Below are 12,110 nucleotides of genomic sequence, written 5' to 3' on the forward strand. Positions count from 1 at the left end.
CTGTGTACCAGGCGAAAGTAGGGCTAAGGACGATGAGTTACAGGGTCTTGATCGTGGATGACAGCAAATTGGCGCGCATGGCGGTCGCCAAGGTATTGCGCACACTGCATCCGGACTGGACGCAGATTGAGGCTGTCAACGCCGACGAAGCGCTGGCATCGGTGAAAACGGACGAGATCGATATCACTATTCTCGACTTCAACATGCCCGGACGCGATGGTCTGGAACTCGCCGCGGAGTTGCGCGAGCGCAAGCCGGCAATGCCGGTCGCGATCATCTCGGCGAACTATCAGACGGAGATCGTTACCCGTTCCCATCTGACGGGCGCGGCATTTCTGTCCAAGCCCGTGACTCAGGAAGCGCTTGCCAGGTTCCTGGCTGAAGCGCTGGTGCGCTTAAAGGCCCAGGGTTCATGAATACCTCCAATACAAACATCCTGAGTGCGCTGGAACTGGACGCGCTGACCGAACTTGTGAACCTGGGCGTTGGCCGGGCCGCGGTGAACCTGCGTGAAATGGTGGGTGAGCAGGTTCATCTCAGCGTGCCCTTGGTCAAGCTAATCGGACGCATGGAAGCCGCCGCGTTACTGGACCAGCGTGAAGGGTCCAAGCTGGTCGCGGTCCACCAGATCTTCGAAGGCGAAATAACCGGGCGCGTGCTGCTTATCTTTCCCGAGGTCAAAAGCCTTGAACTCGTCCGCGCCGTCACCGGGGGCGAGTTGTCGCTGGAAGAAATCATCGAACTTGAGCAGGAGGCGTTGGCCGAAACCGGCAACATCATCCTGAACGGGTGCATGGCGACAATCGCCAATCTACTGGAACGCAGCCTGAAAATGTCGATGCCGGAGATCCTGCGCGGCAACGGATCCGATTTCTTCACGTTGCCCCCGCCGCCGGCAGCCGGGGACGTCGTCGTGTTCCTGCATATCGATTTCTCTATAAAGCAGAGGGATATCGCCGGGTACATCGTGATGCTCATGGACATGCCCTCGATCGCGGCACTGCATGGGCTGCTCGAGGAATTCATCGCACGGACGACCGGTTCGGCCGCACCCCCGTCCGATGCACGGCACTGAGAGCGCCTTCTGGGCCGGCATCTTCGATGCCCTGGACAGCGGACTGATCGTCCTGGACAGCGATGGTTGCGTGCTGACCTGGAATGCCTGGATGACGGTGGTCACCGGCACGGCGCTACAGGAGGCCGCCGGCAAGCGCCTGGGGCAGCTTTTTCCCAGCTCGACATTGCGACGGCTGAATGCCGCCGTGACCGACGCTATCCAGTTGGGTGCGTCCAGCCTGCTGACACATTCCCTGCATCCATCGTTGCTGCCGTTGCAGACGCGTATGGGCCGCACGTTGATTCACGATCTGTCGGTCCGTCCCGTCGGCGAAAAGCCGTACCAATACTGTCTTATCCAGATCTTTGACGTCTCCATCGCCGCCGAACGCGATCAGGTGCTGCGCGCACGCCAGAACGCGCGCTATGCCGCCGTTGTCGACAATGCCCCGGACGCGATCCTGACGATCGACACCGAAGGGCTGATCCAGTTCGCCAATCCCGCCGCCGCGGACGTGTTCCACTGCCCCACGCCCACATTGGTGGGCAGGCCGGTCGTGGATTTGTTCGAAAACCAGGACGCCTGGATCGCAACCTGGCACGCGGCCCTTACCGGCGAAGCGCAGGGCCGCCCGCAGGAATTCGTCATCCATCGCGCCGACGGCACATCGAGTTTCGTGGAGGTCTCGGCATTTCGCTGGACGAACGATTCGCGGGCATTCGTCAGTGTGATCTTGCGCGACGTCAATGAGCGCCACGCCGCCGAGGAGTCGCTTCGCCGGTTGAACGAGACCCTGGAGGAACGGGTCGCGATCAACCTGGCCGAACGCCGGGTACTCGCGGATATCGTCGAAAACACTGACGCCTTCATCCAGGTCCTGGGCCTCGACTATCGCCTGTTGGCCGTGAACAGGGCCAGCGCGGCGGCATTCGAACGTATGTTCGGCAAGCGCCCGGTGGTCGGCATGAATATACTGGACCTGCTCGCCGACCACCCGGCGGATCAGGCCCTGACGCAGACCCTTTGGGCTCGGGCGTTCGCTGGCGAAGCCTTCACGACGATCCAGGAGTTTGGCGCGTCCACCGGCAACCGGCGCTTCTATGAGTTCAAGTTCAATGCGCTGCGCGACGCCGCCGGCGTCCAGTTTGCCGCCTTCCAGTTCGTCTACGACGTCACCGACCGGCTGGAGGAACAGGCCCAACTGGCGCGCACCGAGGAAGCACTGCGGCAATCCCAGAAGATGGAGGCGATTGGCCAGCTTACGGGTGGAATTGCCCACGATTTCAACAACCTGCTGACCGGCATCATCGGGGCGATGGATATCGTGAAGCGCCGGCTGGCCATGGGCAGGCAAGAGGACGTCCAGCGCTTCATGGATGCCGCGACCGCTTCGGCAAATCGGGCCGCGGCGTTGACTCACCGCCTGCTGGCGTTCGCCCGCCGCCAACCGCTCGACACGAAAGCGACCGACGTCAACCAGTTGATCCGTGGAATCGAGGATTTCCTGCGCCGGACCCTGGGTGAGCGCGTAGCCCTGACCGTGGAATTGGATCCCGATCTCTGGCCGACGCTCACGGACGCCAACCAACTGGAAAATTCGATCATCAATCTCGCGATCAATGCTCGCGATGCCATGCCGGGCGGTGGCAGCCTGACCATCACGACAAAACGGGTCGTGGTCGAATACCCGATTTTGTCGGGTTCGGATGAGATCCAGCCCGGCGACTACACGGTGATTCAAGTCTGCGACACAGGAACGGGCATCGACCCCGCCGCACTGCCGAAAGTGTTCGAACCGTTTTACACCACCAAGCCCCTTGGCCAGGGGACCGGCCTCGGGCTGTCGATGATCTACGGCTTCGTCAAGCAGACGCAGGGAAACGTGCAGATCGAGAGCACCCTGGGTCAAGGCACCAGCGTAAGCCTGTATTTCCGCCGTTATCACGGTCCCCTGGACGTGAAAGGGCCCCGCCTGCATCACGCCGCGCCGCGTGGAGAAGGCGAAACCGTGCTTCTGGTCGAAGATGACTCGTCCGTTCGCCTGCTGATCGGCGAGGTCCTGCGCGACCTGGGTTACGCCTGCATCGAGGCGATCGACGGGCAGGCCGCGGTTCCGATCCTAAGCTCGAACGTCCGACTTGACCTGATGATCACCGACGTCGGACTTCCTGGACTGGATGGACGGCAACTCGCCGATTTTGCCCGGCATCACCGGCCCGACCTGCGGATTCTGTTTGTCACCGGGTACGCCGAACATGTGACGAGCAGCGAGAATATCCTCGGCGTGAATATGGAAATGGTGACGAAACCATTTACCTTGGACGCGCTGGCTTTCAAGATACGGGATATGCTGGCCGCCACGGTCGAGTAGCCGGCAGATCATCAAATCTTCGAACAGGCCGGATCGGGACCGGCGAACCGGGTCGCCTTCGGCGCGTTCCAGCGTGATGACCGGAGAACGCCGATGAAATCTAAATGTGTCGCCCAGGAAGCCGACCAGCGCACCTTCGTTTTGATCCTAGACCAAGGCGAGGAGGCTTTCGCATGCATCAGCCGCTTTGCCGAACAGAACAATCTCACCGCGGCGTCGTTGACCGCGCTGGGGGCGTTCGAAAGTGCCAAGGTGGGATGGTTCGATATCGGGGAGCGCAAATACCATCCCATTTCCGTCAAGGAACAATGTGAAGTCCTCAGCCTGATCGGCGACATCGCGACCGGCGACGACGGCAAGCCCAGCCTGCATGTTCACGCCGTGCTGGGTCTAAGCGACGGAACCACCCGGGGCGGCCATCTGATGCAGGCCATCGTGCTGCCCACGCTGGAGGTGACCGTGGTCGAATCGGCCGCACATCTTCGGCGGAAGAAGCGGGCGGATCTGGGACTCGCATTCATCGATCTGTCGTAAGCCATGCCGAAGATAGCGGTTATTACCGGGGCCGGCGCTGGCGTTGGCCGAGCAACAGCGGTGGAATTTGCCCGCAATGGGTGCGATGTTGCGTTGCTGTCACGTGACCCGGCCAGGCTGGAGGAAGCCGCCGCCGAATGCCGCGGCCTGGGTGTGCGCGCGCTTCCAATCCCCACCGACGTGGCTGACGCCGACGCCATGGACGCCGCCGCGGTTCGGGTTGAACAGGAATTCGGGCCGATCGACATCTGGGTCAACGTCGCCATGGCCACGGTGTTCGCGCCGGTTCACAAGCTGACGGCGGCGGAGTTCCAGCGCGGGACAGCGGTCACCTATCTCGGCCAGGTGCATGGCACGATGGCGGCGCTCAGGTATATGCGGCCGCGCAACAAAGGGTCGATCGTCTGTGTCGGATCGGCCCTGGCTTATCGGTCGGTGCCGCTGCAATCGATATACTGCGGCGCCAAATTCGCCATCCGCGGCTTCCTGGATGCGCTGCGATCCGAACTCTACCACGACAAGATCGCCATAACACTGACCGAGGTTGATCTGCCGGCGATCAACACGCCGCAGTTTGACTGGGCCCGAAATAAGATGGGATGGAAAGCACAACCGGTGCCGCCAGTCTTTCAGCCCGAAGTCGCGGCGCGCGCTATCTATTTCGGCGCCTTCAATCCGCGCCGGCAGATCTGGGTGGGTTTCCCCACACTGAAGGCGATCCTGGCGAACCGCTTGGCTCCGGGCTTGCTGGACCGCTATCTCGGCCGGACGGGCTACACCGGCCAACTGACGAACCAGCCGTCCGATTCGGATGCTCCCGGTAATTTGTTCGAACCCGTCGAGGGACCGTACGGCGCGCATGGTCGTTTCGATGGTGTGGCGATGACATGCAGTTGGGAGATGTTCACCAGCCGTCACCGCGATGCAGCCTGGGCGGCGGTGCTGGTGGGTGTGGCGGCCGGCGCCTGCCTTCTGTTCAAACGCCGCGGGACCTAGCCGCGTGTTACCGCGATTTTAGCCGCGCTCACTAAACCGCGCCAACGATCTGCCGTTAGAGCCAAAAGCCGAGCGATTGCCCCCTTAGTAATGGAGCGCCTGTCCATGAGCATGAATGTCAGCGAATTTGTATGGCATCGTTTGGGGGAATGGGGCCTCAAGCGCGTATACGGCTATCCTGGCGATGGCGTTGGCGGCCTGGACGTGGCGCTGGAGAAAGCCAAGGACCACATGCAGTATATCCAGGTCCGGCATGAAGAAATGGCCGCCTTCATGGCGTCTGGACATGCGAAATTCACCGGCCAGGTTGGTCTCTGCTACGCCACGTCCGGACCGGGGGCGATCCATCTGCTGAATGGTCTTTACGACGCCAAGATGGATCATGTTCCGGTCGTTGCGATCGTCGGCCAGCAGGCTCGTTCCGCCCTGGGGGCGCATTACCAGCAGGAAGTCGACTTGCAGTCCCTGATGAAGGATGTGGCAGCCGACTTCGTGGCGATGGCCAGCGTGCCATCCCAGGTCCGGCACCTGATCGACCGGGCGGTGCGGATCGCCAGCACCAGGCGGACGGTGACCTGCGTCATCCTGCCCAACGATCTGCAGGAATTGCCGTATGAGGACCCGCCGAATGTCCACGGCACGACGCACACCGGTATCGGCTATGCCGGTCCGGCGAAGTTGCCGGAAGACAGCTTGCTGCGTCAGGCAGCCGATGTATTGAACGCCGGTAAGAAGGTCGCGATCCTTGTCGGCGCCGGGGCGCTGGGTGCGACGGACGAAGTCATCGCGGTTGCTGAAAAGCTGCAGGCCGGCGCGGCGAAGGCCCTGCTGGGCAAGGCCGTGCTGCCGGACGATCTGCCCTGGGTGACTGGCTCCCTGGGTCTGCTGGGAACCAGGCCGAGTTGGGATCTGATGAAGGGATGCGACACATTCCTGATGATCGGGTCGGCGTTTCCGTACAGCGAGTTCCTGCCCAAGCCCGGCAGCGCGCGTGGCGTGCAGATCGACATCGACGGTACGCGTCTCAGCCTGCGCTATCCGATGGACGTCAACATGGTCGGCGACAGCGCCGTCACGTTGCGCGCCCTGCTGCCGCTGCTGAAGCAGAAGCAGCCAAACGGCTGGCGGAAAGAGATCGAGACCGGCGTCGCGTCCTGGTGGAAGACGCTGGAGGACCGGGCGATGCAGCCCGCCAACCCGATCAATCCGCAGCGGGTGTTCTGGGAATTGTCCAAGCGGCTGCCCGAAAACTGCATCATGACAGGAGACTCCGGATCGGTGGCGAACTGGTACGCCCGCGACATCAAGATGCGCCGCGGCATGATGGGGTCGCTGTCCGGCAGCCTCGCATCGCTGGGCGCGGCGACGCCTTATGCCATGGCCGCGAAGATGGCTTACCCCAACCGGGTCGTCATCGCGTTCATCGGCGACGGCGCGATGCAGATGAATGGCCTGAACGTAATGATCACGATCTCCAAATACTGGAAGCAGTGGTCCGATCCTCGGCTGATCGTCATGGTGCTGAACAATCGCGACCTGAACCAGGTGACGTGGGAGGAGCGCATCCAACTCGGTGAGGGCAAGACGGAATCGACGCAGAGCATCCCGGATTTCCCCTACCACAAATATGCGGCGCTGTTGGGCCTGAAGGGCATCTTCGTTTCTGATCCGGAAAAGCTGGGGCAGGCGTGGGACGAGGCGCTGACGGCCGATCGCCCGGTGATCCTGGAATGCTACACCGATCCGAACGTGCCGCCGCTGCCGCCGCACATCACGCTAAAGGACGCCAAGAACTTCATGTCGATGACGGCCAGCGAGCCGGAACTGGGTAGCGTGCTGAAAGGCAGCGTCCGGCAATTCTTCTCCAGCGTAATCCCCGGTGGGAAAGGCTGACCGATGGATGCGCCGGTCGATTGGGTACGGGCGCAAGCCTACACCGTCCCGACCGATTTCCCCGAGGCTGACGGGACAGCGACATGGACCTCGACGACGATCATCGTGGTGCATGTCGGCGCCGGCGGTCGGCAGGGTATCGGCTACAGCTACACCGACGCGTCGGCCGCGGGGCTGATCGACGGAAAATTGGCGCCTGTCGTTGCCGGGTGGGATGCGATGGACCCGCCCGGCGCGTGGCGGGCGATGAACGTCGCCGTACGCAATCTCGGGCGGGAGGGGTTGGCTGCCACGGCGATCGCCGCGGTGGACACCGCGCTGTGGGATTTGAAGGCGGTCCTGCTGGATCGGCCGCTTGCATCGCTGCTGGGCCGGTACCGGACATCGGTGCCGATTTATGGAAGCGGCGGCTTCACCAGTTACGATGATGGCCAGTTGACCCGGCAGCTTGCGGGTTGGCTGGAAATCGAAGGCTGCCGCTGGGTCAAGATGAAAATCGGCACCCACGCGGATCGCGATCCGCACCGCGTGGCGGTGGCGAAGAATGCCATCGGCGAGGCTGGCCTGTTCGTCGACGCCAACGGAGCCTATGGGCGGCGGCAGGCGCTCGATCTGGCTGGGCGGTTCGCGGCGGAACAGGATGTGCGCTGGTTTGAGGAACCGGTCTCCTCGGATGACCTGGTCGGATTGCGGCACATGCGGGACCGCGCACCGGTTCGGATGGAAATCGCGGCGGGCGAATACGGTTACACCACGGACTATTTCCGCCGCATGCTGGAATCCGGCGCCGTAGACGTGCAGCAGGCGGACGCGACCCGTTGCGGTGGGGTGACGGGATTCATGCTGGCGGCGGCGCTGTGTGAGGCTTACCACACGGACCTGTCGGCCCATTGCGCGCCGGCGCTGCATCGGCATCTCGGCTGTGCCGCGCCCCGCTTCCGTCATGTGGAGTGGTTTCACGATCATGTCCGGATCGAACGGATGCTGTTCGATGGCGCCCCCATTCCGCGCGATGGCGAAATCGCGCCCGATTCGTCACGGCCGGGCCTGGGGCTGTCGTTGAAGCGTCAGGATGCGGAGCAATACGCGGTCTCGAACCATGGCTGAAAACCAGCTGACCGATCTCGCCGCCCCCGGCATCGCATTGCTCGGGCTGGGCGTGCTGATTCTATCTCGCCGCCGGCGGCCGACCCGTGTCACGGCGTTGCCGGTGCTGGCGGCGCCGCCGGTCGATCGTGGCACCGCGATACATGCCGCCAAGCGGTTGAACCGAGCGGCGGGGACACTCGCGGCGTCGGTGCTGGCGGACAGCGCGGTGGAGCACTATCGCGGTTCGTTTCATAACAAAGCAATGTTTGCGCCGCTGGTGACCTCGGCCCTGTCGCTGGCGGTCAGCGTGCATGGCGTGGCCGACAAACGTCCGGCCGCGCACTGGTTTCGAGATACGGTTTATGTTGTGGCGGGCCTTACCGGGCTGATCGGTACGGCGTTCCACATCTACAACGTGGGCAAGAAGCCGGGCGGGATGTCGTGGCAGAACCTGTTCTATTCCGCACCGATCGGCGCGCCGGCGGCACTGCTGCTGTCGGGCGGGGTCGGTTTCCTGGCGGAACGGGTACGGGACAACAAGCCGGGCACCGATCCCCTGATCGCCGGGCTGCCGGCGGGACGCGTGGTGGCGGCGGCGACCGGGGCCGGCCTTCTCGGCACCGTGGCCGAGGCGGGGCTGCTGCATTTCCGCGGTGCCTATCATGACCCGTTCATGTTCGCGCCGGTGACGATCCCGCCCGTGGCCGCCGGCCTGCTGACCAATGCCGCCTATGGTCCCGCGTGTTCGAACCGGCGGTTGACCCGCTGGTGGCTGCGGCTGACGGCGCTGCTGGGCTTTGCCGGTACTGGGTTCCATGCGTACGGCGTCGCCAGGAACATGGGGGGCTGGCGGAATTGGCGGCAGAACGTGTTGAACGGGCCGCCGCTGCCCGCACCGCCCAGTTTCACCGGCCTGGCGCTGGCGGGGCTCGCGGCGCTGGGTCTGCTGGAGGACAATCCCGATGGCTGATCGTTACCCCGGCTACGATGTGCAGTCCAAGCGTTGGTCGCAGTCGTGGAACGAACCCACGCGTCAGGTGATCGACCGGAGGCTGGCGATCCCGCGGGAGCCTCGGTTCTTCTCTCCCGACGAATGGCGGACCCTGCAGGCGGTGTGCGATCGCATCATGCCGCAGCCGACGGATCGGCCGCCAGTGCCACTGCCGGCGTTTGTCGACCAGAAGATGGCGGATGGCCTGCTGGACGGCTACCGCTATGCCGCGTTGCCGCCGCAGGGTGACGCCTGGCGGCGCGGGCTGGCGGCGCTGGACGTGGCGGCGCGGCAGGCGCACTGCGACCCGTTTCATGACTTGACCCCGGACCGCCAGGACGACCTGCTGCGCCAGATGCAGACCGGGGAGCTGGCTGGGCCGGAATGGGGCGGGATGCCCTGCAAGCTGTTCTTCGAACACCGGGTCATCCCGGACATCACGCACGCCTACTACGCTCACCCCGTGGCGTGGAACGAGATCGGATTCGGAGGTCCGGCCAGTCCGCGCGGCTATGTCCGCATGGGGCTGGACCGGCGCGATCCGTGGGAAGCCGTCGAGGCCAACCATGCCGGCTGACCCGTTCGCCGCCCCGCGTGCGACCGGCGGCCGAGCGCCTGACGTGTTCAGGCGCGGCGGGTGGGTGCCGATGCGCCAATACCGTGATGACGACACGGTCGATTTCGCCGTCGTGGGAACGGGCGCGGGCGGCGGCCCACTGATCGCCGGCCTCGCGGAGGCAGGATTTTCGGTGATTGGGTTCGATGCCGGACCGTATTTCCGCCCGCTGGAGGATTTTGCCTCGGATGAGCGGGAGCAGGAAAAACTCTACTGGAACGACGAACGGGTGGTGGACGGGGCCAACCCGCTCACCATGGGCGGCAAGAACAGCGGCAAGGCGGTGGGCGGCAGCACGGTTCATTTCGCCATGGTTTCACTGCGATTCCGTCCTGAATGGTTCCGGTCGCGCACCATCCTGGGTTACGGCGCGGATTGGCCGCTGGATTGGCGGGAGATGTGGCACTACTACGGACGGGCGGAAAAGGCGCTGAGCATTGCCGGCCCGGTAACGTATCCCTGGGGCCCGAAACGGCCACGTTATCCCTATCGCGCGCATGAGTTGAACGGTGCGGCGCAGTTATTGGCGCGCGGCGCCGAGGCTATGGGCATGAAATGGACCGCCACGCCGTTGGCGACCGTGTCCGCGCCGCACGGTCAGTCGCCGCCTTGCGTATATCGCGGATTCTGCCGGTTCGGCTGCTCGACCAACGCCAAGCAGAGTCAGTTGGTGACGTTCATTCCGCGCGCCTTGCGGGCGGGGGCTGAAATCCGCGACCTGGCGATGGTCGGGCGGATCGAGGTCGGGCCGACCGGGCTGGCGACGGGGGTGCATTTCCATCGCGAGGGCCGTTGGCGGTTTCAGCGGGCACGCCATGTGGTGGTTGCCGGTTACGCCGTCGAAACGCCTCGGCTGCTGCTGGCGTCGGCCAACGGGCAGTTTCCGGATGGGCTGGCAAACAGCTCCGGCCTGGTTGGCAAGAATTTGATGACTCAGTCCAACCAGGCGGTGTTCGGAACGATGGAGCAGGAGGTCCGCTGGTACAAGGGGCCGCCGTCGCTCAGCATCACGGAACATTGGAACTATGAGGATCGCAAGGATTTCGCCGGCGGCTACTGCTGGATGGCGCAGGGGCCCTTGCCGGTGGAATGGGCGACGATCCAGACAACCTCGCGTGGCCTGCGGGGCCAGGCGTTGCGGGATGAGATGGAGAAATACAACCATCAGGTCGGCTTGAAAATGGTAGGAGAGATGCTGCCGGACGAGCGCAACCGGGTAACCCTGGCCGATGACAAGGATCAATACGGGCTGCGGGTCGCCAGGGTCACGTATAGCTGGGGCGACAATGACAAGGCGTTGATCAACCACGCACTGGACCAGATGCAGACCAGCCTGGAAGCCGTGGGCGCGAAGGAGATATTCCGTCAGGAGAACGACACCAACCATCTGGCAGGCACCGCCCGCATGGGCGATGACCCGCGCACCAGCGTGGTCAACGCCGATTGCCGAAGCTGGGACATCCCCAATTTGTGGGTCTGTGACGGATCGATCTTTCCCACCACGGGCGGGGTCAATCCGTCGTTGACGATTACGAGTATCGCGATGCGCACCGCGGATCGTATCCGAATGCTGGCGAAGCGCGGGGAATTATAGGGCAATGCCGGGTCGTTGAACTAAATAACACCTCGGTGACGTCTGCTCGTATTCAGAACTATCGTCGCCACGTCTGCAATCCTCGTAATTTACCAGACAGGACACAGACATGGCGTGGCTCGACCGTGGCTACAGCCGTATCGTCGCTGCCATCCCCGTGCGGGATGAGGCCGCGCGGATCGAGCCATGTCTGATTGCGCTGAGCAACCAGATACGGCCACCCGACGTGGTTGTCCTGATGCTGAACAACTGCGTAGACGAAACCGAAACGATAGCCCGAACCCTGATCCCGAAGCTGCGGTTCCACCTGGACGTGATCGCCCAGGATCTGCCACTGCATCAGGCCGACGCCGGGCACGCACGTGCCCTGGCGATGGATGCGGCCGCCAAACGGGCCGGGGCATCGGGCGTGTTGCTGACCACCGACGCCGATACAATCGTCCCGCCCGATTGGGTAACCCGCAATCTGCGCGCCTTGCATCGCGGCGCCGATATCGTCTGCGGCCGCGCCATCATCGATCCCACGGAAGCGGCGATGATCCCGGCGCATCTGCATGCCGACGACGCCATGGAATGCGAGTTGATCGCGCTGTTGGACGATCTGGCCTGGATACTCGATTCCGAACCGCACGATCCGCCCCCACGCCATACCGAAGCGTCCGGCGCGAGTCTCGCCGTTTCGGTCGCGGCCTTCCACCGGGCCGGGGGCATCCCGCCCATCGCGTCAGGCGAAGACAGGGCCTTCGTGCGGGCTCTGTGGATGATGGACGCAAAGGTTCGGCACGATCCGGCGATCCAGGTGACGGTATCCGGACGGATCGAGGGCAGGGCACCCGGCGGGATGGCCGACGCGATCAGCCGCAGGATCGTCCAGCAGGATGAATTCGCCGACGAAATGGCCGAACCGGCGATGGATGCCTGGCTGCGTTACAGCTTGCGCCAACGTGTCAGGCGGGCATGGAGCGGCCT

The 12,110-nt window shown here is 63.8% G+C and carries 11 protein-coding genes; all 11 read left to right on the plus strand.

What is annotated here, in order from left to right:
• The first annotated feature begins 53 nt into the window (after positions 1 to 53).
• Positions 54 to 416, plus strand: coding sequence for a response regulator (locus tag GSQ89_RS26275; protein ID WP_254073377.1), 363 nt, complete (start codon positions 54 to 56; stop codon positions 414 to 416).
• Entirely contained in the window at positions 413 to 1,075 is a 663-nt protein-coding gene (locus tag GSQ89_RS26280; RefSeq protein ID WP_158930848.1) for a chemotaxis protein CheX, read from the plus strand. The genes GSQ89_RS26275 and GSQ89_RS26280 overlap by 4 nt, the downstream gene beginning before the upstream one ends.
• A complete protein-coding gene (locus tag GSQ89_RS26285; protein WP_158930850.1) occupies positions 1,062 to 3,428 on the plus strand; it encodes a PAS domain-containing protein in 2,367 nt (788 codons plus the stop codon). Before GSQ89_RS26280 ends, GSQ89_RS26285 begins: the two co-directional genes overlap by 14 nt.
• A 93-nt stretch (positions 3,429 to 3,521) precedes the next feature.
• Positions 3,522 to 3,962: a PPC domain-containing DNA-binding protein gene (locus tag GSQ89_RS26290; protein ID WP_158930852.1), complete on the plus strand. Its 441-nt coding sequence runs from the start codon at positions 3,522 to 3,524 to the stop codon at positions 3,960 to 3,962.
• Between the two features lie 3 nt (positions 3,963 to 3,965).
• Positions 3,966 to 4,958, plus strand: coding sequence for an SDR family oxidoreductase (locus GSQ89_RS26295; protein ID WP_158930854.1), 993 nt, complete (start codon positions 3,966 to 3,968; stop codon positions 4,956 to 4,958).
• 111 nt (positions 4,959 to 5,069) lie between these two features.
• The gene (locus GSQ89_RS26300; RefSeq protein ID WP_158930899.1) at positions 5,070 to 6,851 is read left to right on the plus strand and encodes a thiamine pyrophosphate-requiring protein; all 1,782 of its coding nucleotides are present in this window, start codon (positions 5,070 to 5,072) and stop codon (positions 6,849 to 6,851) included.
• Positions 6,852 to 6,854: 3 nt separating this feature from the next.
• Complete coding sequence (locus tag GSQ89_RS26305; protein WP_158930856.1) at positions 6,855 to 7,958, plus strand: enolase C-terminal domain-like protein; 1,104 nt, start codon at positions 6,855 to 6,857, stop codon at positions 7,956 to 7,958.
• On the plus strand, positions 7,951 to 8,910 hold the full coding sequence (locus tag GSQ89_RS26310; protein ID WP_254073378.1) for a hypothetical protein: 960 nt from the start codon (positions 7,951 to 7,953) through the stop codon (positions 8,908 to 8,910). The genes GSQ89_RS26305 and GSQ89_RS26310 overlap by 8 nt, the downstream gene beginning before the upstream one ends.
• Positions 8,903 to 9,508: a gluconate 2-dehydrogenase subunit 3 family protein gene (locus tag GSQ89_RS26315; protein WP_158930858.1), complete on the plus strand. Its 606-nt coding sequence runs from the start codon at positions 8,903 to 8,905 to the stop codon at positions 9,506 to 9,508. Before GSQ89_RS26310 ends, GSQ89_RS26315 begins: the two co-directional genes overlap by 8 nt.
• Positions 9,498 to 11,141, plus strand: a complete 1,644-nt coding sequence (locus GSQ89_RS26320; RefSeq protein WP_158930859.1) for a GMC family oxidoreductase — start codon at positions 9,498 to 9,500, stop codon at positions 11,139 to 11,141. The genes GSQ89_RS26315 and GSQ89_RS26320 overlap by 11 nt, the downstream gene beginning before the upstream one ends.
• Before the next feature lie 109 nt (positions 11,142 to 11,250).
• Positions 11,251 to 12,110 (plus strand): glycosyltransferase family 2 protein (locus tag GSQ89_RS26325; protein WP_216856405.1); only part of this gene is annotated, 860 nt, incomplete at its 3' end.

The sequence above is a fragment of the Acidisphaera sp. S103 genome (assembly GCF_009765975.1).
In the GTDB taxonomy this organism is placed as follows: Bacteria; Pseudomonadota; Alphaproteobacteria; order Acetobacterales; family Acetobacteraceae; genus Rhodopila.

Bases quoted from the DNA above. Each gene is read 5' to 3' on its own strand.
- GSQ89_RS26300 (WP_158930899.1), top strand. From the start codon at position 5,070: ATGAATGTCAGCGAATTTGTATGGCATCGTTTGGGGGAATGGGGCCTC.
- GSQ89_RS26280 (WP_158930848.1), top strand. From the start codon at position 413: ATGAATACCTCCAATACAAACATCCTGAGTGCGCTGGAACTGGACGCG.
- GSQ89_RS26295 (WP_158930854.1), top strand. From the start codon at position 3,966: ATGCCGAAGATAGCGGTTATTACCGGGGCCGGCGCTGGCGTTGGCCGA.
- GSQ89_RS26320 (WP_158930859.1), top strand. From the start codon at position 9,498: ATGCCGGCTGACCCGTTCGCCGCCCCGCGTGCGACCGGCGGCCGAGCG.
- GSQ89_RS26290 (WP_158930852.1), top strand. From the start codon at position 3,522: ATGAAATCTAAATGTGTCGCCCAGGAAGCCGACCAGCGCACCTTCGTT.
- GSQ89_RS26315 (WP_158930858.1), top strand. From the start codon at position 8,903: ATGGCTGATCGTTACCCCGGCTACGATGTGCAGTCCAAGCGTTGGTCG.
- GSQ89_RS26310 (WP_254073378.1), top strand. From the start codon at position 7,951: ATGGCTGAAAACCAGCTGACCGATCTCGCCGCCCCCGGCATCGCATTG.
- GSQ89_RS26285 (WP_158930850.1), top strand. From the start codon at position 1,062: ATGCACGGCACTGAGAGCGCCTTCTGGGCCGGCATCTTCGATGCCCTG.
- GSQ89_RS26305 (WP_158930856.1), top strand. From the start codon at position 6,855: ATGGATGCGCCGGTCGATTGGGTACGGGCGCAAGCCTACACCGTCCCG.